Genomic DNA, 23,445 nt, shown 5'->3' with positions numbered 1-23,445 from the left:
CCATATAGTACAGGATAATGTTGGATTTTGCGAAAAATCACTCTAGGGAAATGCCTAAAAAGTTACGTAAAAATTCTTTGTTTTTCTCTACATTAATAACAATTGAATCACCGACACCACTAAAGCTTTTGAAACTATAACTACCTTCAATTGGAACAGTTGCTTTTTCTATTTTGACTTTACCTTTCGACACCATTTTAAGCACTTGCTGAATCTCTCCAGAAGATGAATAGTCCGTTGTTACATAACCTTGTGCTGCACCAACGAATTTTGGTAAGTTCAAAATATTTTGAGGTGATAAAACTTCATTCTTTAACGCTTCGATAACCTTTTGCTGACGTTCTACCCGACCAAAATCTCCTTTTTCATCGTGTCGGAATCGGGCAAAACCAAGTAATTCTTTACCGTTTAAGTTATGCACACCTTGTTTTAATGAAACCCCAATTTTTTCGGACATATCCTTGTCTACATTCATTTCAACTCCATTTGGCGCTATAATATCTACAAGAGATTCAAAATTTTTAAAATCGATAATTGCATAATGATTAATGGGCAGGCCAAACATATTACCGATCGTATCCTTTAATAATTGGACACCGCCTAAATAGTAAGCCGTATTAAGCTTATAGGATTTATAACCTGGTATATCTGCATAAATATCTCGCATTAATGACACGAGCTTCACATCATTTGTTTTCTTATTCCAAGATAATACCATCATTGTATCTGTACGTGATTTTTCTTCACCACGAGTATCGATTCCTAATAATAAATAATTTTCAACATCGCCTTTTACTGCATCACCTTTAAAATCCTCTTGGGCTACCTTTGTATCCGTTGCTAATTCTAGTCCACTGCGGTATTGCATAACGGAATAACCTACAATAACAATGACACAAAGTAATAGCAATGTGAACAATGCTCTCCCTTTACGCAAGCGACGTTTTTTTGGACGTTGCGAGCGTCTTGAATAATCTTGCTCTTCCATAACTGTTAACTCCTCTATTTTTTATAGTTAATGTAACGATTCCATATAAAGAAAGGTTCATTTTATATTATATTATGAATGCTAACAACAACTATTTATAGGTTATTTTACACCCTATTTGCCAGTTATGAACAAAATAATGCTATAATATTTTCACGAAAGAAAGGATGATGTACATGATCGAGAAAGCTACGTTTGCTGGCGGTTGTTTTTGGTGTATGGTAAAGCCATTTGTTGAGTGGGACGGTATACATAAGATCACTTCGGGCTACATGGGTGGCCATTTAGACAACCCTACTTATGAGGATGTCAAAAAAGGTACTTCTGGCCATTTAGAAGTAGTCGAAATTGAATTCGACCCTAACATTTTTAGTTATGAGCAGCTCCTTGATATTTACTGGATGCAAATCGACCCAACGGATGCTTATGGTCAATTCCATGACCGTGGTGAATCATACACAACGGCAATCTTTACATATTCAGAAGAGCAAAAACACATTGCTGAAGCATCCAAAGAAATACTAGCAAAAAGTGGTCGCTTTGATAAACCTATTGTAACCACAATTCGCGATGCCAAGCCCTTCTACCCTGCAGAAGATTATCATCAGGACTATTATAAAAAAGAGTCGGAGCATTATCAGAATGATCGAGCACATTCTGGTCGAGATCAGTTCATCAATAAACATTGGGATAAATAGCCAAATGCAATCATTTATTTCGATAGAAGATTCACTTCCCTGACTCAGAATATAACCGCTTTTTTTCTTTTCATAATAAGATGAAGATTTCAACCTAAACAAGTCGAATTCTCGTACGCGAAGGATTCGACTTGTTTTACATTAATGCCTGTAAAAACGTATGATTAAAAGCGTTTTCTGATCTTTCTATAACGTGTATAAAAAATAATAAATAGCCAATACTATTTAAGATTTCACTTCAAATCCAATGACAAGGAGGGTTAACCCGATGAGTGGGGCTGACCGGTAACTCAGAAGGACCATCAAAGCTGAATGAAGCTAAAGCACAGTTGTCTTAAAGAATTTTAAGATGAATGCGGAAGCGAGGCAGTGTGTCATGGAGCACTATAAGTAAGTGAGAATCAAGCCCGGAATAATAATTATTCCGGGTTATTTTTTTGTTTAATCACCTCTTTAGTTAGGTTTGACTAATATCGTGTCGGCCCTCATGTTGCTGTTGCTACCGCTGCGCTTTCGCACAGAAAACATCTGCTGGCCTAAGCACAAAGCCGATCTTGAACCCATTGTTTATCTGTAGCGAAAAAGCGACAATTATGCCCAGTCACAATTAATCTCGATGTATAGCCGTTTTCAATGGATTTTTTCATTTTTTTAAGTAACGTGTATAGAAAATAATAAACAGTTTATACTATTAAAGATTTCACTTCAAATCCAATGACAAGGAGGGTTAACCCGATGAGTGGGGCTGACCGGTAACTCAGAAGGACCATCAAAGCTAAAGCACAGTTCTTAAAGAATTTTAAGATGAATGCGGAAGCGAGGCAGTGTGTCATGGAGCACTATAAGTAAGTGAGAATCAAGACCCGGAATAATAAATATTCCGGGTTTTTGTTTAATCACCTCTTTAGTTATTTTTGAGGTGATTTTTTCAAGTTTATTTTGGGAAAAATTGTACTCAAAACAGTATAGTTGAAGAAGGAACTGAGCAATAAATTGAAAAACTAAAAATTTGAAGACAGACAGGAGTTAGAACGATGATAAAAGGTGTAGGAGGAATATTTTGGAGAACGAAGAATATTGATGTTATAAAAAAATGGTACGTTGAAGTGTTGAAGACGGACATTGAAGATTGGAATGGGACTGTGATTAAACCCCAATTAGGAAATGAGACTATCTTTTCATTCTAAACGAGACTATTAACCATCTTGATCATATTGGAGTACCTCTTGAAAAGGAACAAGAAATCAGTGAATTTGGAAAGTTTATTTGGATTAAGGATCCTGATGGTCGACTGATCGAGCTTTGGGAAAAATAGCCGTTGTCATACTTTGTAAAATAAAAAGGAGGTGCATAATTCTTTTGAATTAAGCACTTCCCTTTCTTCCTATATCATGTTGTTTTCAAAAAAGAGTGAAGAGCATCGAAGAAACGCTTACCGTATTTTTCGAATTTAACTTCACCAATCCCACTTACATGACGTAAGTCTTCTAGTTCTGTCGGCTTTTTATCACATAAATCACGCAATGTTTTATCAGAGAACACAACAAATGGTGGTACTTGTTCTTCATCCGCAATCTCTTTACGTAATAATCGTAAATGTTCAAATAACGGATCATTGTCAACAAGCTTACGAACAGTAACAGCTTCTTTTCGCATGACCTGTCGATTCCCGAGTAGAACTTCTTTGCCTTCCTCTGATACATAAATAGTTGGAAACGTGCCATGTTTAACGGCAAGTACACCCTCAGCAATTAAAAACTCAATAAAGGTTGAGACATCCTTTGAGGAATATTGTCCTTTTAAAATGCCATAAGTAGACAGCCTTGCAAAGCCAAATTCAGTGACCTTTTGATTTTTGGAGCCAATTAACACTTGAGCCACCATCGTCTTACCGAATTTTTGCCCCATCCTTACAACACAAGCTAATACCTTTTGTGCATCTACCGTCACATCTTTGACTTCTCGCCCATCATTACAATTACTACAACGACTACAAGGTGCCCCTGCTTCCTCGGCAAAATACGTTAAGATGGCATTTTGTAAGCAGCCTTCTGTATGACAATAATCAACCATCGTTTGTAGCTTCGCTAATTCCTGTGCAATGCGTGTTTCATCCTGCGTCTGTTCAATTAAAAAGCGCTGTGTTTGAACATCACCTGATGCATAAAGTAAAATACAGGCACTTGGCAAGCCATCACGTCCTGCACGTCCCGCTTCCTGATAATAGCTCTCCATATTGCGCGGCATTTGATAATGAATAACAAAGCGTACATTACTCTTATCAATACCCATTCCAAATGCATTGGTCGCTACCATAATGCGTGCCTCGTCTTTTAAAAAGCGCTCCTGCTCTGACATACGCATGTCCTCTGACAGTCCCGCATGATATTTTGCCACAGCTTCGCCCGAGCGACTTAAAAGCTCATAGATTGAGTCTACAGCCTTTCGTGTAGCTGCATAAATAATGCCCGTTTCATTTTTATTTTTTACTAAATAATTTTTAATGTAACGCTCTTTGTTTTCACCAATTAACACTGAGAAAGATAAATTCTCACGTGAAAAGCCGGTAATCACCGTTGATTGCTCATCAATCCCTAATAATTGTCTAATATCGTCACATACAGCCGGTGTAGCTGTTGCTGTAAGTGCTAAGACAGTTGGCTTTTGCGGCCATAATGTAAATAATTTTTGGATTGCTCGGTAACTTGGTCTAAAATCATGGCCCCACTGAGAAATACAATGTGCTTCATCCACTGCAAGTAAAGGTACTGATAAATTCGATAATACCTGTAAAAATGTTGCACTCTCTAATCGCTCAGGTGCTATATAAAGGAGCTTTAAATAACCTGCACTCGCTAGCTGCATTGTTTCGTTCACTTCTTGCACGGTTAAAGTACTATTTATATACGCGGCCGGAATATTTGCAGCACGTAATGCTTCTACCTGATCTTGCATAAGAGAAATTAAAGGAGATATGACGACTGTTAGGCCATCTAGCATGAGTGCCGGAATTTGATAGCAAATTGATTTACCTCCGCCAGTTGGCATCACACAAAGACTTGATTGACCTCGTAATGTTTGTTCAATAATTGGTTCTTGTCCATTGCGAAATGAATCATAGCCAAAATGATGTTGTAGCATTTGTCTTGCTTGCTCCATCCAACTTTTCACTCCTCTGTTGTTAGGCGAATAAGCTTATACTCGCCCTGTTTATTTTTATTTAATTCATATACCATCATAGAGTTCGCAAATGCCTCTTGACCAGCAGAATTTGTTAGTACATACTCTATTTTTGCACGAATAACAATAGTTTGGCCCTTCATGCTGATGTTTTTAATCGATGTATTGTAAAAACGAATTTTTGCTTGTTTAGTTGCGTAATGCGCTACCATATTATCCAGCGTGCTTTGTAAATCGTCTGAACCTACAAAAGGCTTCATGACACTAGCATCATGATTTTCAACAGCCGCTTTTAAATGCTTATAAAATGTATCTAAAAATAGTTTTACCTCATCGGCATTATAAGCAAAAATATTTTTCCCGTATTGATCAATAGCTTGCTGGACTGCTTCTTTATCGCCTTGTTCAATATATGGATTTAAGTTTTTGGATTGGGTTAGTCGATCACTTGTCTTCATAGTACCTGAGATCCACTCATCCAATAACTGTACAATATCTTTATATGGCAATATAAACGGCTGTGATCCACCGTTTTGCTGGCGTTTAAAATAGATGCCCACAAGTTCACCATTCTCTGCTTCTAGAACCGGGCTCCCAATAAGTGTATGTTGTTTTGCATCTATGTAATAAGCTGCTACGCTGTCACTATATTTTTTAATGATGTGTGGTAAGCTATCAACATAAACAGCTACCTGATTTAATTCACCTTTATAGACGTTCGGCACCTTTACCGATGCGTTATACGGTACTTCTAAAATGGCTATATTATAAGCGGTAGATATATAGTGCACATCGGCTTCCATAAGTTTATCATTATTAAATTGCACGAGAGCAACTGGCTTTGAAGCGACGAGCGCACCATTTGTCAAAATATAGAGCTTAGTGTCTTCTTTTTTAATAATGACTCCTGCACCGATTCCGTTCTCCCCAACTACTTTTACTTCTGGTACAATTTTTTCTTGCTGCTTCGTCACAGCTTTTTCCGATTTTGCATCGGTCTTTTCAGTATGAAACACCTCTGCCAATGTTTCATTTCCACAGCCTGTTAATAATAAAGCTGTTGCTCCAAGGATGAGCATCTTTTTCCGCATACGTTCACCAAAACTTTCTATCAAATCTGCCTCTGCAAAGGCACGATGTTGGTCACTTAAGCATTCTCACAAATGTGAAGTTCATAGCCTGAGTTCCGCTATCTCAGCGGTTATTTGTAAACCGCCAAACAATAACCTCACCCCGCACCCACTTATCACCAATAGAGGTGATGACTATCAGTGCTAAATGCAAGTTAAACATCTTTCTTTACTATCATAAACAAGGTTACAAAACGTTTCAAGTTTACATAATAATATTATTTGAGATTAAGTGTTATAAAAATATTACCCTCACCTTTTAGTCAATCCGTTATACCTATAAAAAACGTCTCTTTTTTACATTTGCTATGAAAAATGACTTATTATTTGTGGTTAAAATGTTATTAACAATAGAAGTCTTCTCACTTATGTGACCGTTCATTTATTTTATAGACAATATATTGTCTAAAGGAAAGGACATCTTTATGAACAATGACTTATTTCTAATGCAACAAATCTATTCAGCCCTTTTTTCTGTTGGCAATAAAATTCAAGTACAATCCGATCAATATTTAGAAAAACTAACATCTAGACAATTTATGGTGATCTTAGCTATTGCCCATTTACCTGAAGATCAAGCATCGTTCAACAATATCGCAAGAAAATTAGGAACGACTAAACAGAATGTAAAGCAATTAGTCACTACTATGAAAAACAAAGGATATGTTGAAATTGCCCCTAGTCAGCAAGATAAACGTGCGGTCAACACGACGATTACTGAGTTTGGTAAACAAGTTGCGCTAGAGGCGGGAGAAAAAGGAACATATTTTTTAGCGGATCTTTTTAAAAATTTTTCTACTAATGAGCTCGAAACAATGTGGGGTCTATTAAAGAAGTTATTTAGTTTTGATGGTGAAGAACAAGATGGCTTTGAGGAGCGCAGTAACTTGACAATGGATGAAAATCAAATTGACGTTCAGCTAAAGGTTTTAAAGGAGTTTGAAAGACGAAGAAATCATCTAGAGGGAGAATGAGAAATGAACAATAAATCCGAGAAATTAATTAATAGTGAAGAATTTGTCTCGGTTAACGGTGTAAATCATTATTTATTTCATTCAGGTACTAATTATGATAACCCAGTATTGCTTTATTTACATGGTGGTCCTGGTAGTGTTGAATCTCTTTTTGCCCATGCTTTTCAATATAAAATAGAAGAAACGTTTACGATTGTTCATTGGGATCAGCGTGGTGCTGGAAAAACGCTTACTAAAAACCCCTACAAGTACCCTACAATTGATGTCATGCTAGAAGATTTATATGGGATTATTCAATATTTAAAGCAGAAATATAATAAAGAAAAGATTGTTTTACTCGGAAGGTCTTGGGGCACTATTTTAGGAAGTATATTTATCAAGCTATTTCCTGAAGATATTGCTTATTATATTGGCGTGGCACAAGTTGTCTCCCTTCTTGAAAATGAGCGTGTTGCTTATGCCAAAATGAAGGAACAAATAGTAAAGGCAAATGATAAAAAAGCTTTAAAAAAGCTGGAAGCTATAGGAACTTATCCTGGAGAAAAAATAAAATTTGATCGTGAGTTTTTAAAGAAATGTATGAAAATCCGAAAACTTCAAGGGTTATATGGTTTAGCTGTGAAAAGTGATCTTCCTGTATTTATATCAGCGTTTAGAAGTCCTATTTTTAAGTTATCGGATCTTTTCGCATTTTCAAAAGGACTAAAAGCAAATAGCAAAGTCCATGAATTTTTAGAAGACTTTTACCTGGCGGCAGACTCCTCAGATTATAAAGTTCCCATTTATTTCATTTTAGGTGAGGATGACTGGCAGGCTCCCTATATTATTGCCGAAGAATACTTTACTAAAATTAACGCTCCTCATAAAAAATTATTTATCATTCCAAATGCCGGTCATAGAATTATGATGGACCAAACCAACTTGTTCTCAGATACATTACTTCAGATATATAACAATGAACATTGTACGGAGGCGTCTAGATCTTATAAAAGTTCATCATAAAAATGTGAACTAAAAGCCGATTATGGAGCTTTGAAAAAAAGACATGCTCGTACATTTAAGCATGTCTTCCCATTATTTTTTCTTAAGCATAAATGTAGTAGCAATTATGCCAATCATTAATAGTATAAAAATCAAATAGGTAAATGTATGGTTTCCAGTCACATCATAGCAATAGCCGATTAGTATTGGGATAATGGAGCTTATCATAAAACCTCCTGAAAGCACCATAGATGACCAGCTATTTGCCTCCTCGTCATTTCTTGCCTCATCCAGTGGTAGCAATAAACCAATTGGAAATAAGCCGCTTAATACGATACCTATTATGAATACAGCAATCCATAACAAAGTCCCTGAGCCTAACCATAGCAACACAAAGCCAATCACGCCTAAGATCCCTAAAGAAAAGAGCCAACTGATTCGACTGAACCATTTGTCCATTAGTATTGGAACCAAAATATTTCCAATCATTTGTACAATAGACATAAATGTTAGCATAGAGCTTGCTGCTCCAAGAGAAAAGCCCTTAGCCTGTACGATCGGTACTAGCCAAGACATTATTGAGAAGAACAAAGATGTTTGTATCCCAAAGTAAATTAAAATAGTCCAAGCACGTGCATTTTTCCAAGGATTTCGTGCTGCATTTTCTGTCAATACACCTGTTTCTGGCCGCTCTTGATTTTGTATTGCTAGTAACCATATACAAAGAGCAATGATAGCAAGTATTGCCCAATTACCAAGCGCCATCGTCCAGCTCTCATGAAAATGATTAAAAAATGTTATGGTTAGTGCCGCACTCAATGTTGCCCCTGTTCCTATTCCAAATGAATAAACACCTACCACGGTTGTAAAACGATTCGGGAATTTTTTCTTTATATAGGCATTTAAGATGGGGCCAATAAGTGCAATGGCAAATCCTGCAGCGAAGCTTGTGACTACAAGTAGTACATAACTTTCTTTTAAAAAGCGTAGCCCATTTGCTAATGCTAGGATTATTATTAAGAGCGTAATGGCTGTTTTTGTTCCGAGTTTTCTTTGTAATGGTACTGCGAATGGTGCAAAGAGACCCATACAAAACACCGGAATAGAAGTTAAAAAGCTCATTTTTGTATTTGATATATGGAGTGATTCCAAAAGTATATTAAATAGAGGTCCTATTCCTGTGATTGCTGGGCGCATATTGAGTGCAACGAAGAAAATACTAACAACCACAAGTACCATGGAAACACGCCATTGCTTTTTCTCCATACGTTCTAAAAACCTTCTCTCTATTGATACGGTTAAAAATTCAACGAAATTTGTTAGACCTTTGAATTCTCACTATTTCCTTTTACCATTTTTTCTAGTATCGGACAATTTAATGGTAATTATTGATGTAGTATCAAGACATAGCAGCAGCTTACGATACTTACATTTTTTTTGGCGCTGCAATGCCCAATAATGCTAACGATTCTTTTAAAACAATGGCTACACAATGACAAAATGCTAATCGTGATGTTCTCTGGCTATCATCGACCAATATTTTATTTTGAGCATAATATTTATTAAATACACGCGCTAATTGCAAGGCATATTTAGCAATTTGTGATGGATCTGCTTGCTCAAAAGTGTTGACAATTACATTCGGAAACTGTTCCAGTAATAAAACAACTGGCCACGCTTGCTCCCCTAATGCTTCAAACGATACTTCGTAACTATGTTCCTTTGCTTTTTCCAAAAGAGATGAGATACGTGCATACGTATATTGAATATAAGGCCCTGTTTCACCTTCAAAATGCATCATTTGCTCAATCGAAAAGTCAATATCATGAAGACGATCATTTTTTAAATCATTAAAAATAACCGCTCCTACACCAACCTGACGTGCAATGTTCTCTTTATCCACTAGATTTGGATTTTTCCCCTCGATATTTCGCTTCGCCGTAGCTATCGCTTCTGTTAGTACTTCTGCTAATAGAACAATCTTTCCTTTACGCGTCGACATTTTTTTACCGTCTTTTAGAATCATCCCAAAAGGTACATGCTGTAAGTCTTTTGCCCAATCGTATCCCATCTTCTCAATTACGTTAAATAGTTGTTTAAAATGATGAGATTGTTCATTCCCTACAACATAAAATATTTTTTTAGGATCATATTGTTGTTTGCGATAAAAAGCAGCTGCTAAATCACGTGTAGCATAGAGCGTAGCACCGTCTGTTTTAGTGATTAAGCATGGAGGCATATTGTCTATTTCAACGACATACGCACCATCTGATTGCACAAGTAGATCTTTTTCTTTCAATTCTTTAACAACAGCAGTCATTTTGTCATTGTAGAACGCTTCCCCAGCGAAAGAATCAAAGTTTATCCCAAGCAATTGATAAATGGTTTTGAATTCTTCGAGTGATGCATCTCTAAACCATTGCCAAAGAGCTAAAGCCTCTCCATCTCCATCTTCTAATGCTTTAAATGCAGCACGTCCCTGTTCATTGAGTGTTTCATCCTGTTCCGCTTCTTCATGGAACTTTACATATATTTTTAACAGTTCCTCTATTGGGGCAGCTTCAATTATTTTTTGATCGCCCCATTTACGATAGGCAACGATTAACTTACCAAACTGTGTGCCCCAGTCACCTATATGATTTATACGAATTGCTTGATAGCCATTTTTCTCAGCAATATTCGCCAAAGCATTACCGATCACTGTGGAGCGTAAATGGCCCATGGAAAAAGGCTTCGCAATATTTGGGGAAGAAAAGTCTAAAACTACATTCCCCTTTGACTCCTGATGAGTCCCGTATAGATTTTCTTCTTTTACTATTTGGCAAAGTACTTGATGTATAATCGTTGGCTGATGGTAAAAAATATTGACATAGCCACCTACTACTTGAACTTCTTGTATTAAATTACAGCTTAAATTGTGTTTTATGTCGGATGCGATACTGTTTGGAGATTTTCTTAATTTTTTTGCCAGTGTAAAGCACGGGAATGCTACATCTCCTAAGCCCAAATTTTTCGGTCTTTCTAGTAGATTTTGAATGTCATTAACAGATAACTCATTATTTAATGCTACAGCAATTCTTTTCGCAATTTGTGTATGCATGTTCATTCTCCTCTCAATAAAAAAAGCCCCCATCTCTAAATATAGAGACGAGAGCATAGTTATCCCGTGGTACCACTCTAGTTGCCATATAAATATGACCACTTTCCATTGTTAACGAGGTGACTCCCCGATATTCTCTACTACTCATTCGAGAACCTTCTCCAAAGTGCGTTTCATTTATGGCTGCTGCATTAGGCTCACACCATCCCTAATTCGCTTTCCAGTAGCTCCATAAACTACTCTCTTTTTCACCGAATTTGACTGTAATTTCAACATATTCTACACGAGCTACCAATTATTGTCAACAGTCTTTTCAGAAATATCAAGAAGTAAATGTTTACATTAAAAATGTTCTGCTGAATAATTAACAATAACACTTTTTTTAGCTCGCCAAACATTTCGCACCTTATTTTTCTTCATGTCATAGTACGAGAGTACGCTCTCCTTAGGTATTTCCAAAATACTATAACCCTTTTTTTCATCAATAAAACTAGATAAGAAATAAAACCCTTCTTTTTTTTCATCGTATTTAACTGAGCGAATTTTTGAATAAATATTACTACTATCTAGTAGGTGCTTTACTTTTTTTGTTTTGACATCTATTTCAACAACATGCGAAATAGGACTATCTACAGCTTCATCATAGCTAATAATAACAGAGCTTGCATCTGGAGCCAATGATGCGCCACTTATAAATCTTTCTACATCGGCTACATGTTTCTTTTTTTGTCCTTCAATATCATAAATATCTAAACTGTATTTGGTCGGTTGTAATTTCGTTTGATTTTTATTAACCTCGTCAAGTTTCTTCTGATCTTCGTCCTCGGAGAAAGAAACCACAATTAATTGATTATTGTTCGGGTTATAATTAAAATCTAAAATACTGCTATCCTTGTTGTCTTCGTCCCATATTTGTATTTTCTGCGTATCAAGATTATAGGTAGCCATATGAAAATTTTTAAGTTCATCTCTTAATAGCACTCTCATAAAGATAATTCTTTGAGCTTTGTCTATTTGGATAAAGTCAACGTTATGAAATACAGTGGTTAATTGTTTCATTTGATTCGTGTTTAGGTCATTTTCAAATAATTGTATTGTATGATCTGATATGACATCAGCAAAATACAATATATTAGTACGTTCAGAATAAGCGAAAGCAGTAAAATCCGTCGTTTCCTTACTAAATAGTACTTTACTTTTATTTTGACTCTGATCAAAATGATAGAATGTAAACTTCAAACTTTTAGGATCAAACACATTGATATAAAGTTTAGATTCTGAGGGATTATGATCATTAATTGAAAATATTTTTTTACTAAAGACAATGCAAATCATTACGGTAATTATCAAAATTAATGTAAGTCTCTTCAAGATCCCCTCCCTTTCTACTAAAAGTTTGCTATTTCGCCCTACTATTTAATGTACCCCTCATCCTTACCTGCTAGAACTCTTCCTAAAGGTTATTTAGCTTACGAGTACTCACAACACATTTACACGCTTTTTTATAAAAGTAAAACCAGTATTATTTGGCAATCGTCTAATGAATGAACACGTAAGGAGGTACGATATGGAGGAAACAATAACAGCAAGCGGTTTATCACGAGATCAGGTGATTGAGGAGCTAATGTCCAATTATGGCCAAGCGATTCTGCAGCTTGTTTATACATATGTACATGATACTGCTCTTGCTGAAGATTTGACGCAAGAGATTTTTATCAAGTGCTATAAGGCTCTCTCAACATATCAGGGGCATGCCAGTTTGAAAACTTGGTTATGGCGTATTGCTATTAATCATTCAAAGGACTATATAAAGAGCTGGTACAAGAAAAACGTCGATGTTATCGAAACGAATGTGTTAGAGGAAACATTAGAAACGAGCGATTTGCTTGAGCAAGTTGTGAAAAATAGTGAGGACGAGGCGTTGTTTGACTTAGTGATGGCACTTCCCGTAAAGTATCGTGAACTTATTTACTTTTATTATTTTGAGGACTATTCGATCCAGGAAATTGCTAGCATTTTATCATTGAATAACAATACGGTGAAAACAAGACTTCGTAAGGCACGTTCCTTGTTACAAAAAGCGTTAGGAGGGAATCCATTTGACGGAAACACGTTTTAAACAAGCTATGAAAAATCAATTTAAAAAGGTGCAGTTTACGGAGACACATAAGGAAGCTGTGCGCAAAGGCATTCATGAGGAACTTTCGGATCAGGTGCTGTTACCGATGCTACAAACGATGCGCTCAGGCTATGAGATTACGCAACTTCTTTATACAAAAAACAAAGAGGTAGTTCATTTTAACGAAGGGATGATCTATGCTTCTCTACATCGCCTTGAACAGCAACAACTCGTCGTAAGTGAGTGGCACGAGAACGAAAAGCGATATGTTCTTTCACGTAAGGGTGTTAAACTTCTGACGCTTAACAAAGAAACAGACAAGCTCCCTTCTCTTCAGCAATTACTGAAGGAGGTGCGCTATGCGAACGGTTAAAGAATTTATTCAACATGTAAAGGGTCATATTCGGAACAAGGAGGCACATAAAGCTGTTGAAAAGGAGTTAACCTATCATTTAGCGAAGTCAAAACAGGCTTGGCAGGAAAAGGGCTATAACGATGCAGATGCAGAGCAACAGGCTGTAAGTGAAATGGGTAATGCTACAAATCTCGGCGTCTCACTCAATCAAATTCATCAGCCGAAAATCGATTGGTTACTCGTTATTCCATTTGTGCTGGTAGCGATGTGTAGCTTTTTACCGCTCCTACCAGCTGAGCTCTCGTTACGACATTTTATCATGCGTAATGTCGTTATTGTTATTGGTGGAATTGCTGTGACAATTTTCTTAACGCGACTCGATTTCCGCAAGCTAGAGCGCTATTCCACGCATTTGTATGTACTGGGATGTCTCATATTTCTTATTATCTTAAATGGTAATCAAATGATGAATGATGTGATCTTTTTTCAAGCAGGTTCCCTAGAACTTAAAGGTTGGATGACATTGCCTCTCTTTTTAATAGCATTTGCGGGATTTTTTGCTAAACAAAAAAAATCATTATGGTGGTTGCTCATTCTTTATTCTATCGGTGCATATTGCTACATACGATTGCCGGACTTTTCATTATTCTGCACGTACACGGTGATTGTTGCCATATTATTTTATGCGAGTAGCTTTTCTCGCAAACAAAAATTAGCCTGTACCGTAGCTTTTAGTTTCTTATTTGTTGCCTTAATAAGCTACTTAATGGTTGTGCCTTTAGCCCCCTATAACCTTTCACTGGCTCGAATGAAGACTATATATACACCAGGTTTAGAAGATAATGGTGTATCCTATATTTCAACCGTGATGAAGAACCTCACATGGTTTGGCAACAGCAAGGTAATATGGGAGATTGAGGCACATACTAATTATGTATTACTGACGATTTTACAAACGTATGGAATTATTGCAGGAGTAGCCGTTGTATGTCTTCTTGGCTTCATCATTTTCCGTTTAGCATACACACTAGGCTCCATTCATAACGAATACGGTCGTTTATTAATTGTAGGTGGCCTTGCCTATGTCACAACGCAAATTATATATCACATACTTATGCTTTTCGGACTTGTCCCCCTCATGTCAATGCCAATCCCATTCATTAGCCATGGTGTTTTCCCAATGCTACTAGGGAGCGTTGCTATCGGCTTGACGCTAAGTATTTATCGAAGAAAATCATATATTTAATGTTTTTAAGCCATTTAAAGTAACCTTTTACCAATCTATCTGATAAAAGGTTACTTTATTTATAGAAAATAATTTGTCCCTTAACTATATGTCTCTGAAATTAAGTGAGAATTTATCAAAAAAGTTACCCAAGTACAGGTAGTTAAATTTCATTAAGTATCGATATTTAAAAAATCTATTTAGGAAAATAGACAGGTTCTGTGTACATGAAAACCGATATAAATATGCCCACAGTCACTACAAATAAGGCAATTTTCTGTAATAATGAAAAGTCTCGGAATTTTTTATTGTGAAAAGCAAGATCAGAAATTATCGTAAATAGAAAAGCTACTAACAAAACCTCCAAAGCTCTATTAAGAAATGAAATATTGTATATAGCAATTGCTATAATTGCTATAAATGAAAAGATAAACTGCCTAAAATATTTGTTTCTTAATAGCATTTCATCACCTCCACATCCCCTTGTATTACCAAAATGTATTTACATTGATATATATGTGAATAAAACTTTGAATATTTACCTTAGGAGGGAATCACGAGAAGTTTACTTTTACTGCTGGTATGATGGCGAATTTAATCAGAAGTAGGGAAGAGGAAATAATGTAGTAAACTCATGCCCTTCTTACAAGAGAGGGCTTTTATTATTATTACGCGTTCTTTACCTTAGTGACGATAAAATACATATGAAAGTATCTGGCTTTACTTTTTATTAACATTATCCCACTCTCCTATTCCACTCGAACACCCGAGAACTAATAACGCAAACGTTGATTTAATAATGTTTATAGACTATGGTACATATTTCATGATATACTAGTGCCATTGTGAAAAAAGGAGGAACTTGCATGATTCAAGTAAGTAATGTAGGTCTTCGCTATGGCGATCGTAAACTATTTGAAGACGTAAATATAAAATTCAATAAACTTTGTTTACTCAAACCATTTTACGAAAAAATGTAGATAAATCGTGGTTTAAATCTATATTTAAAACGTTTTAGGTATATGAAAAAGTAAGAATAAAATTCTATTACCTTCTTTAACTAAAACTATACACTACTCACCTATTTTTCATCAAGTATTTAATCGAAAAGGAAGGCAAATAAAAAAGAGGGAAATTACCCCCTCTAAGCTACCTCAATTATCTATAAACATATGTAGGAAAATTATTCAAAACGATATATTCTCCACAATTTTTACAATCGATTCTTACTTCCTCTACTCTAATGTCTAAATCGCTAAACTCTTTTGGCGGCTCATCTTCATCAAAGTTTTCATCAAGTTTAATTTCACTAATTCTAAACCTATCATCTAAATCATTCAAGTTAGCATGTCTACCTACAGTTTTCGGAGTTAATTCAACTTCAGTTTCACACTTTTCACAAATAATATTTATTTTCATGCTCTAAACCTCCCATGTATTATTTACCTATATATTACCAAAAGGAACAACACAAGGAAATGTCTTTTTATCGAACTATGAAAGTGATTTTATCTAATGATTTACCATTACAAACAAAAAAAGGGTGTACCCAAAAGTACACCCTAGTCACTTATTTCTCTTTTATGGATATTCTTCCTTCTTCTCTTGCAATCTCTTCGCTCATGATTCTTTTCATTATTTTAGTTAGTACTTTTCTACACCTCATAATAGCTTCTTCACTAGGTTCGTTAACGCCAGTAACTGTATATTCATACTTCCCTATTTTTAATTTTGTAGTTTTACCACTAGTCATTCACATCCTCCTTCTTATGTAAATTATTTTTAAAGTGAGATACGAACATATTTACTATTTTTTCCTGCAATATCTTTTTATATTTTTCAGCTTCAATAGGATCATTGTTATACTCAATAGATTTGACTACTGGAATTGTCTTAACTTTCATACCTTCGAATTCTTTATACTTAACCATACCATATTCTCCTTTTTTAGCTTTAATCTCAAATATAAGGTAGTAAAAATCTAGCCAATACATCTAAATTTGGTTCTCCTATTGTATAGTAGATTGTTCCTTGTTCAGTTAACCTCGCTCGAAGTACTTGTCCACTTTCTTCTGCCCTTTTTAATTGTGATTCGTAAAACTCTTTTTCAGCATCTGTTAACTCTATTTCAATATCTGTATTATGAATCTTTATTGTTCTACTCATCTACATCCTCATCACTATCACATGACATATAAGATTCTATCTCTAGTAATCTTTCTTCTGGTAAAGACGTAAAGTATTTGTCTAACGCATTACGAAGAGCTTCTAGTACTTCTTCATTTTGTATGATGCAACTTCTTGGCTCTGGTTTTATTGACTTTTCTGTATTTTCCATCCTCATTCATCCTTTCTAATAGATTTAAAAATATCTAATCTATACTTTTTATGAATAAATTAAGTAAAAAATGAAAAAACATTTACCCTTTCATGTATTATTTGTTTTTTATATGTACTTTTAAATCTAATTTTCCTAAAATGGTAATATAGAGGGGGAATTTTTAAATGAAAAAGTTATTTTACGTTGGAGCATTATCAGCACTATTATTAACTGCATGTGGTGGTGAAGAAAAAGCTGAATCTAAAGAAGAGGCTCCTGCAAGTGAACAAACTAAAGCTAAAAAAGAACCTGTAGCTGCAGAAAGTAAATATCCATTCCCTAGCGCCTCACCAATCGGTAACGCAACAATAAAAGTGAGTACCCCTGCCGGAGATAGCTCCAATGGAAATGTTCCTACATTATTTGTTGATAAAGACGATGCTATTGTTCAAATAGGTGTCGATTATGAAAACTTTGATGGAAATTTAGAAACGTTTGTTTACATTAATAAGGCTTATTATTCAACTGAACATGTTGGAGAACTAGCGCAATCTTCATTAGATTTATCTGAAGATAATTTAAAGCCTAGTGAGTATACTGTAACAGCTGTGCAATTTACTGATAATGATCCAACAAAAGAACCTATTAATCTAACTCAAACTAAGTTTAAAATTGAAGAAAAAACAAGTTGATGAAATTAACTAGACATGGAAATAAAAATGCCCAAGCTCAAAATTAATTGAGTACCTGGGCATTAGTGTTATACAAGCACTTTCAATTCGGTCTACCAATGATTGACACGTAATCTTGTAATCCTACATTAATTAATCGCATAGCAGCTTTCTCAGCATCTTTTTGAGATATGTATTTTCCAGACTGTAAACGATATCCATCTTTATCATTTCCGAACACTTCAGCATACGCTAAGTAACCATTCTTAACGTAATCAACTTTTGCCTTCTCTGATTCTGCTTTATTCTTAAATGCTGTTGTATGTAGACGATACGCTTTTGAATTTTTAGGAGCATCATAACCAAGATTATATTTCTTAGGTTGTGTAGTCACCTTTTCAAATGTATCAGTACCGTAACCTTTATATTCATATTGCAAGTGAGGTGCATCCCATCCCCAATCACGTCCACTTTCAAAACCAATTGACTTTGCATAGTTGATAACTTTATTTGCATTTGTAGTATTGTAAGCATTCCATAGTGCATTACCCTTAGAATCAACTAAAACCCAGTCTAATGCTTGACCAACGATATGGTATGATTTCATTGTCTGTGAAGCACCTTTTGCAACGTTAGCTTTCTGTTGTTCTACTGAACGAATAGTTTCATATACTAATACTTCAATTTTATTACTAACACAATACTGATACCATTTATATGCTAATGCTCTAGTGTTAACTGCTAACTTATCAAGATTTTCTTTATTACGTTTATCATAAATCATAACTATCAACTCCCTATTTCCGTTCGTTATATTTCAATGCTTGCTCACTATCAGATATACCTTTTGTCGTATTATCTACAACCACACCAAGTAAACCTAAGATCAATAGAACAGTTTCACTGATATTTGTAATTTCTTGAGATATTAATGTAATGTCATAGCCAAATACAGCTGCAATTTGATTTGCAAGAACTACCAATAACGCTAGCAATGATGTCAAAAATTGTTTTGATTGAAAACGTACTTTCCAGTTTATCTTCAATTTAAGCACTCCTTTTTATTCTAGTTACTCAGAGTTTTCTTCTAATGTCTTTAAGCGTTGTTCATGATTTTCTAATCTAATGTCATGTGCATCTAATCGTTTATCATGTTCTTTTGAATCTGCTTGAACAGTTGTTAAATGTTCATTCAAACGGTCTACACTGTTAATTAGATTAGTTAAGGTTGTTTTTAATCCATTTGATATTTTCCAAATACCTAATAAACCTCCAACAACAGCCGTAAGAATGGGTAGCCATAAATTAATAGTTTCTAACATTTATTCACCATCAAAAAACCTGCATACCTATTTAGGTACACAGGTCAATCCTTTCTTACTCTTCTTCTTTAGTTTCAGATGTATTTAAAATAGGGAAAATGCCAACTACAGCATGTTTAATTACTATAATTCCTCCAAAATTAATAAAACCCACTTGATTACTATTTAAAGTATCAGTGAGTTTTTGTGCATCAATTTCTTCTCCGTTTAAGGAATAAATCAATCCGTTATTTAAATGTAATTCATAGTTCATAATTTTCTTTCTCCATTTCTATTTTAAAATTGGAATATACCCAACTTCTCCGTATTCTGTACGTACATAAAGACGTCCGCCGTCTGTACCACCCGACGAACTATTCCAATCTAATCGTAATCCACTTGTATTGGTTAATAATACTGAGCGTCCACCTACATATAAATATCCAGAAGGAATACTTACACCGTTCATTGCACTTAATTGTATAGTATCGCTACTAGTTCCATTAATAGACATAGCTTTAGCCGAACCGCCAAAATAGATAGCATAGTCAGCATTATAATAGTCACCTATAGTCAAATAGTTTCCTACTTTGACATTGTCATTTACTTGAATACTTGTAGCTCCTGAAATAGTACCGTTAACCATTACAGCGCCGTTTAAATTTATTTTATCGGCACTAATAGAAACAGCATACGGATCTTGGTTAATCATAGATGTAATAGTACGTCCGTTATATTCATCTTTCTTGACAACTTCAAATCTAATTTGATTTTCTGTTTGCGTAATTTTAGAATTAGTATCATTAAATCTACTGTTTACTGTAAATTCAAAGCCCGTGAGATCTTGTCTCATTGTTGAAATTGCACGACCATTGTCATTAATACTAGTTCTAAACTCATTAGAAGTTTGTACAAATTCTGAATTTAAATTATCTACTTTATTTTCAATCCTAGTTGAAATCTGTTGAGCTGTTATCTTGAACTCTGCTAGGTTTTTATTTGTTTCTTCAACTCTAAGGTTTATTTCTTTGTCTGTAAGCTTTAATTCAGCAATAGATTCACCAATAGTTTCTACCGCCATTGTTATTTGATTATTAGTTTGCTCAAATTTAGAGCGTGTAATCTTCTTATTCTCATCAATCTCTACCTTTTGTGAGATCAATATATCTGTAGTTGTCTTAGGAAGTGTATTTCCTAGCACTACTTTAGTAGTTCTTAATTCACCATTAACGAATTGTTTAGTCTGAGATAGGATGCGTGTTTGAAATTCCATATCTAATGGTTCGTATATAAGCCATACACGCTCACCTAATTCTTTATCTAACAATTCAATAGAATCTAATTCGAATGTTGCTTCTGGATAGTCAATCAATTCAGATTTAATACGCTCTACTAAACTATCACTATTTGTATATCTGTCATCATAAATAGGGTCTGCTTCACGTTTACCGAATTTCAATTCATTTGGTGATGTATAACTAACCCAAAGATTATCCGCACCAAAACCTTCTATGTATGTCTTTAATTTTGTCGTATCGACATTTTTAGATAATGCCTTAACATTATATCCATAACGATACTGAGCATCGTAATCTCCGCCAATTTGTTTAGCAAAGTGAATATGATTGTTTGGTAAAATCACATATTCACATTCATATACCTGACATAAAGCGTTAATTAAAGCAATTATGTTGTTGTCACCAAAGTTTGCAATTAATCGATGGTCATTTAGATCACTATCAAATGTAAATCTCCATGCTGTACCACCTAAAACGAATGTTAAAAACTCGTTAAAAGTACGAGTACCACCATAGATTTCATTTTTACGAGTGTCTATTAAATCAAAGAATGTGTTAACTGCTACTACTTGTTTACCTCTACGAGTTTCCTTTAACTGTTTAACTCTAAAGTCAAAATCGCCAATAGTTATAACACTTTCTTCTTGCAATATTCTATGTGCAGGATTTCTATCTGTATTATGGGAAACAAGAGAGATATTAAAGTCTCCCTTAATTTCCTGTTGCATTTCAAAGTTAGATACTTGTACTAATGCTTCTACTTCATTGCCATTAGTAACATAAATCATACCTTCACCACCTTAAAAAATAAAAATACGCTACTCAATGAGAGCAGCGCTTAGTAAACAATATGGAACTATCAAGAAATAAATCAGTATTTTTTGCTAGCAAAAACATAGTCCCATCCTTGCCTTAGAGCTGCACCTATATAGGTACCTAAAGTATTCATAAAATTATGAGTAGCCTCTAAAGCTGCCAAGATAAATGTAAATAATGTTAAAACATCAATTTCTGTTATTCCTGTATCTCTCACTTTCACATAAATATAAATGGCTAACGCCCCATATACTAGCATTTTAAAAGCGTTAATAAACATATCATCCATTTTAATTTCTGTATTTTTTATAGGAACAACAGTTCGATAAATTATCGTAAATAAAATTATCGCTTTTAATGGTGCTATGAGGTTTAGTAAATATTTCGAATCAATTGGTAGTACCCCATTAATCATAAAACATCCTCCCTTTCTTCTACTTTTATTTACGCATAAAATTGGGAAAAGTTTCATGTAATAATAAAAATACGCTACCCATTAAGAGTAGCGTTAAACAAAAAGGAAATATTATTTGATTTGTTAAATATTTGATAACAGTAGTAACGTGTAATTACCGAACAATATGGAACTAAGATGACATTTTTACACTCTGCTAAAATTAATGCTTTTTGAATATTATTAAACAAGCTAATGAGGAAAGTATTGCTATCAAACTTCCGATTAGTGACTGATACCACCAATTAGAATTAACTAACTCTGTATTTACTGAATAATGATAACCTACAGGTGTATTTCCGTTAGATGATGACTTTGTCAACATCAGAACCCATTCAAAAACAGAATTCCCTAAGTTCCGAAAGGAAATAACAAAAACAAGTAATGCAACAACTAGGACTATCAACGATACATAGTTAATTGTTTTTCTGATGTCAGGATATCGAGCATTTATATTCATTCTATAATCACCCCTTTACTTTTCAGTTTCGGATGAAAAATGGAAATGTTAATGTTAATAGAATTAAAATTTAATAAGCGTCAAACCTGAAAGATGGGATTGACGCTTTTTAACAATATGGAACTAATGTAAATTTAAATCTCTGATTTTATAAATGTCTTCATGTTTGAAATCATTTCTCTTCTTAATTGCCCGGGAGGGAATTCATTTTCTAGCTTTTGAACATCGTGTATAACGGATCCGTTAATGTAACTTACAGACATTGGGTATATTAGTTCACCTATAATTGGATCTTTAATATAAACAACTATTTCAAATTCCGTTATCGGTTGTCCTAATGAATTTGTTCTGTCGGTTCTAAATTCTACGTCAAAAGAAAACTGTGCCATTGTTAAAACTCCTTACCATTTATAAATTAAGAGTATAATAATATTAATTGGTATGACATCGCTGCATATTTTGGAACTATTTGACAACTAAAACAAATTTCCGAATACTTTATTTCTATCTCTATTCAACTTTTCAGTAAAAATATAATGACCTATAGGGCTAATTAGTTTCATGTTATCTGAAGTTATTTCGCCAACTATATGATTTTCTTCTTTAAATTTTTTATCATATAGTTTCAACTCAGTGTTTGTTAAATTTTTAACTAGTTCATCAATTCCATATCCAGTTTCGTACTTCTTTTGTTGTAAAACATTATCCATCTCTTTTACTGACATAAGTTCATTAAACATTTTTATTACCCCCTAATTTTGTATAACTGTGTATACGAAATAGAGTTTAAAAGGTTTCATAATTTTTCCTATTCAAAGAATTATTATTTAATAAACACTCGAACGATATTAGATGCTACACGCTCCATAACACGAACATTGGTAGGATTTTCGGATAGCGTTAATTCACCATCTAAACCACCAACCTTAGCAAAATTATTAGGGAATAGTGTGCCGTCATCTCGTACTAACAACTTACCTACTAATCCTACAGCATCCCATTCAGCACGTTTTTCACGAGGTGTATATGCTTGGTCAGGATTCCAATTAGGATTCAACTTTTGAACATAGTCCTTGCGTGTCTTAGTAACTTTTTCAATTCCAATAGTTCCGTTTTCATTTACCACTTCTTTATCTTCTTCATATTCAACATCAATCCAATGAAATTGAATACGACCCCATTCATCCGTTACGTATTTATTGTTCCAGTCGTCTTGATAGCTATCTCCGATTACAGAAGGGGTGGCAGATACAATACCTAGAATATAATTGTCTTTAGCCGTTGCTTTACGTATTTTACCTTTATCTAGAGTCACTACATATCCAACCCTATCTTGATTACGTGGATTTCCATCCATCCATTCAAAGTATTCAGC

27 protein-coding genes, 1 pseudogene and 1 other annotated feature are annotated in these 23,445 nt (G+C 34.5%); of the genes and pseudogenes, 8 read left to right on the top strand and 20 right to left on the bottom strand.

Annotated features, from left to right (window positions below):
* Window positions 1-37 precede the first annotated feature (37 nt).
* The gene (locus tag ACIPKN_RS16875) at window positions 38-988 is read right to left on the bottom strand and encodes an LCP family protein (RefSeq protein WP_142508077.1); all 951 of its coding nucleotides are present in this window, start codon (window positions 986-988) and stop codon (window positions 38-40) included.
* A 176-nt stretch (window positions 989-1,164) separates the two neighbouring features.
* Between ACIPKN_RS16875 and msrA the strand changes: the two genes are divergently transcribed.
* Both msrA and ACIPKN_RS16865 read left to right on the top strand, forming a co-directional pair.
* The gene (msrA, locus tag ACIPKN_RS16870) at window positions 1,165-1,686 is read left to right on the top strand and encodes a peptide-methionine (S)-S-oxide reductase MsrA (protein ID WP_400938056.1); all 522 of its coding nucleotides are present in this window, start codon (window positions 1,165-1,167) and stop codon (window positions 1,684-1,686) included.
* A 1,034-nt stretch (window positions 1,687-2,720) separates the two neighbouring features.
* Window positions 2,721-3,001 (top strand): annotated as a pseudogene (locus ACIPKN_RS16865) (VOC family protein).
* Between the two features lie 74 nt (window positions 3,002-3,075).
* Here ACIPKN_RS16865 and recQ read toward each other — a convergent pair.
* Together recQ and ACIPKN_RS16855 are read right to left on the bottom strand one after the other, a co-directional pair.
* On the bottom strand, window positions 3,076-4,845 hold the full coding sequence (recQ, locus tag ACIPKN_RS16860) for a DNA helicase RecQ (RefSeq protein ID WP_400938053.1): 1,770 nt from the start codon (window positions 4,843-4,845) through the stop codon (window positions 3,076-3,078).
* Between the two features lie 8 nt (window positions 4,846-4,853).
* Window positions 4,854-5,981, bottom strand: a complete 1,128-nt coding sequence (locus ACIPKN_RS16855; RefSeq protein ID WP_400938051.1) for a TcaA NTF2-like domain-containing protein — start codon at window positions 5,979-5,981, stop codon at window positions 4,854-4,856.
* Window positions 5,982-6,421: 440 nt separating this feature from the next.
* On the opposite strand from ACIPKN_RS16855, the gene ACIPKN_RS16850 reads away from it, so the two are divergent.
* Complete coding sequence (locus ACIPKN_RS16850) at window positions 6,422-6,970, top strand: MarR family winged helix-turn-helix transcriptional regulator (protein ID WP_400938049.1); 549 nt, start codon at window positions 6,422-6,424, stop codon at window positions 6,968-6,970.
* 3 nt (window positions 6,971-6,973) lie between these two features.
* A complete protein-coding gene (locus ACIPKN_RS16845; protein WP_400938047.1) occupies window positions 6,974-7,972 on the top strand; it encodes an alpha/beta fold hydrolase in 999 nt (332 codons plus the stop codon).
* Window positions 7,973-8,044: 72 nt separating this feature from the next.
* On the opposite strand, the gene ACIPKN_RS16840 is transcribed toward ACIPKN_RS16845, so the two are convergent.
* The 3 genes from ACIPKN_RS16840 to ACIPKN_RS16830 all read right to left on the bottom strand — a co-directional run bounded on the left by ACIPKN_RS16840 (window position 8,045) and on the right by ACIPKN_RS16830 (window position 12,422).
* Complete coding sequence (locus ACIPKN_RS16840; RefSeq protein WP_400938045.1) at window positions 8,045-9,217, bottom strand: MFS transporter; 1,173 nt, start codon at window positions 9,215-9,217, stop codon at window positions 8,045-8,047.
* Window positions 9,218-9,377: 160 nt separating this feature from the next.
* Entirely contained in the window at window positions 9,378-11,051 is a 1,674-nt protein-coding gene (argS, locus tag ACIPKN_RS16835; protein WP_400938042.1) for an arginine--tRNA ligase, read from the bottom strand.
* Between the two features lie 40 nt (window positions 11,052-11,091).
* Window positions 11,092-11,312: a binding site (T-box leader), on the bottom strand.
* 81 nt (window positions 11,313-11,393) lie between these two features.
* On the bottom strand, window positions 11,394-12,422 hold the full coding sequence (locus ACIPKN_RS16830; protein ID WP_400938039.1) for a hypothetical protein: 1,029 nt from the start codon (window positions 12,420-12,422) through the stop codon (window positions 11,394-11,396).
* Window positions 12,423-12,618: 196 nt separating this feature from the next.
* On the opposite strand from ACIPKN_RS16830, the gene ACIPKN_RS16825 reads away from it, so the two are divergent.
* From ACIPKN_RS16825 to ACIPKN_RS16815, 3 genes are read left to right on the top strand one after another with little or no spacing between them, the layout of a single operon-like run.
* On the top strand, window positions 12,619-13,170 hold the full coding sequence (locus ACIPKN_RS16825) for a sigma-70 family RNA polymerase sigma factor (protein ID WP_400938036.1): 552 nt from the start codon (window positions 12,619-12,621) through the stop codon (window positions 13,168-13,170).
* Window positions 13,151-13,543: a helix-turn-helix transcriptional regulator gene (locus ACIPKN_RS16820; protein WP_400938033.1), complete on the top strand. Its 393-nt coding sequence runs from the start codon at window positions 13,151-13,153 to the stop codon at window positions 13,541-13,543. Before ACIPKN_RS16825 ends, ACIPKN_RS16820 begins: the two co-directional genes overlap by 20 nt.
* The gene (locus tag ACIPKN_RS16815; protein WP_400938030.1) at window positions 13,530-14,771 is read left to right on the top strand and encodes an FtsW/RodA/SpoVE family cell cycle protein; all 1,242 of its coding nucleotides are present in this window, start codon (window positions 13,530-13,532) and stop codon (window positions 14,769-14,771) included. Before ACIPKN_RS16820 ends, ACIPKN_RS16815 begins: the two co-directional genes overlap by 14 nt.
* A gap of 1,137 nt (window positions 14,772-15,908) precedes the next feature.
* On the opposite strand, the gene ACIPKN_RS16810 is transcribed toward ACIPKN_RS16815, so the two are convergent.
* The 5 genes from ACIPKN_RS16810 to ACIPKN_RS16790 all read right to left on the bottom strand — a co-directional run bounded on the left by ACIPKN_RS16810 (window position 15,909) and on the right by ACIPKN_RS16790 (window position 17,094).
* Entirely contained in the window at window positions 15,909-16,169 is a 261-nt protein-coding gene (locus ACIPKN_RS16810) for a hypothetical protein (protein WP_400938027.1), read from the bottom strand.
* A 151-nt stretch (window positions 16,170-16,320) separates the two neighbouring features.
* The gene (locus ACIPKN_RS16805; protein WP_400938024.1) at window positions 16,321-16,503 is read right to left on the bottom strand and encodes a hypothetical protein; all 183 of its coding nucleotides are present in this window, start codon (window positions 16,501-16,503) and stop codon (window positions 16,321-16,323) included.
* Window positions 16,496-16,744, bottom strand: coding sequence for a hypothetical protein (locus tag ACIPKN_RS16800; protein ID WP_400938022.1), 249 nt, complete (start codon window positions 16,742-16,744; stop codon window positions 16,496-16,498). The genes ACIPKN_RS16805 and ACIPKN_RS16800 overlap by 8 nt, the downstream gene beginning before the upstream one ends.
* Window positions 16,710-16,916, bottom strand: a complete 207-nt coding sequence (locus ACIPKN_RS16795; protein WP_400938019.1) for a hypothetical protein — start codon at window positions 16,914-16,916, stop codon at window positions 16,710-16,712. Before ACIPKN_RS16795 ends, ACIPKN_RS16800 begins: the two co-directional genes overlap by 35 nt.
* On the bottom strand, window positions 16,909-17,094 hold the full coding sequence (locus ACIPKN_RS16790) for a hypothetical protein (protein WP_400938016.1): 186 nt from the start codon (window positions 17,092-17,094) through the stop codon (window positions 16,909-16,911). The genes ACIPKN_RS16795 and ACIPKN_RS16790 overlap by 8 nt, the downstream gene beginning before the upstream one ends.
* 161 nt (window positions 17,095-17,255) lie before the next feature.
* Between ACIPKN_RS16790 and ACIPKN_RS16785 the strand changes: the two genes are divergently transcribed.
* A complete protein-coding gene (locus tag ACIPKN_RS16785) occupies window positions 17,256-17,762 on the top strand; it encodes a hypothetical protein (protein ID WP_400938014.1) in 507 nt (168 codons plus the stop codon).
* A gap of 82 nt (window positions 17,763-17,844) precedes the next feature.
* Here ACIPKN_RS16785 and ACIPKN_RS16780 read toward each other — a convergent pair whose 3' ends face one another.
* The 9 genes from ACIPKN_RS16780 to ACIPKN_RS16740 form a co-directional block, all read right to left on the bottom strand.
* A complete protein-coding gene (locus ACIPKN_RS16780) occupies window positions 17,845-18,525 on the bottom strand; it encodes a M15 family metallopeptidase (protein ID WP_400938012.1) in 681 nt (226 codons plus the stop codon).
* Between the two features lie 13 nt (window positions 18,526-18,538).
* The gene (locus tag ACIPKN_RS16775) at window positions 18,539-18,787 is read right to left on the bottom strand and encodes a phage holin (RefSeq protein WP_400938010.1); all 249 of its coding nucleotides are present in this window, start codon (window positions 18,785-18,787) and stop codon (window positions 18,539-18,541) included.
* A 24-nt stretch (window positions 18,788-18,811) separates the two neighbouring features.
* The gene (locus ACIPKN_RS16770) at window positions 18,812-19,063 is read right to left on the bottom strand and encodes a hypothetical protein (RefSeq protein ID WP_400938008.1); all 252 of its coding nucleotides are present in this window, start codon (window positions 19,061-19,063) and stop codon (window positions 18,812-18,814) included.
* A 55-nt stretch (window positions 19,064-19,118) separates the two neighbouring features.
* Entirely contained in the window at window positions 19,119-19,316 is a 198-nt protein-coding gene (locus tag ACIPKN_RS16765) for a hypothetical protein (protein WP_400938006.1), read from the bottom strand.
* 18 nt (window positions 19,317-19,334) lie between these two features.
* Window positions 19,335-21,128 carry a phage tail protein gene (locus ACIPKN_RS16760; protein ID WP_400938004.1) on the bottom strand — a complete coding sequence of 598 codons (1,794 nt, stop codon included), beginning with the start codon at window positions 21,126-21,128 and terminating at the stop codon, window positions 19,335-19,337.
* A gap of 83 nt (window positions 21,129-21,211) precedes the next feature.
* The gene (locus ACIPKN_RS16755; RefSeq protein WP_400938002.1) at window positions 21,212-21,571 is read right to left on the bottom strand and encodes a hypothetical protein; all 360 of its coding nucleotides are present in this window, start codon (window positions 21,569-21,571) and stop codon (window positions 21,212-21,214) included.
* Between the two features lie 633 nt (window positions 21,572-22,204).
* On the bottom strand, window positions 22,205-22,459 hold the full coding sequence (locus tag ACIPKN_RS16750; RefSeq protein ID WP_400938000.1) for a hypothetical protein: 255 nt from the start codon (window positions 22,457-22,459) through the stop codon (window positions 22,205-22,207).
* An 87-nt stretch (window positions 22,460-22,546) separates the two neighbouring features.
* The gene (locus tag ACIPKN_RS16745) at window positions 22,547-22,810 is read right to left on the bottom strand and encodes a hypothetical protein (RefSeq protein ID WP_400937997.1); all 264 of its coding nucleotides are present in this window, start codon (window positions 22,808-22,810) and stop codon (window positions 22,547-22,549) included.
* Between the two features lie 83 nt (window positions 22,811-22,893).
* Window positions 22,894-23,445, bottom strand: a 552-nt coding sequence (locus tag ACIPKN_RS16740) for a peptidase G2 autoproteolytic cleavage domain-containing protein (protein WP_400937996.1), incomplete at its 5' end; no start/stop codon positions are given.

The organism is Lysinibacillus sp. NPDC086135 (genome assembly GCF_044746345.1).
In the GTDB taxonomy this organism is placed as follows: Bacteria; Bacillota; Bacilli; order Bacillales_A; family Planococcaceae; genus Lysinibacillus.
This window is presented reverse-complemented; position numbering and strand designations above follow the sequence as displayed.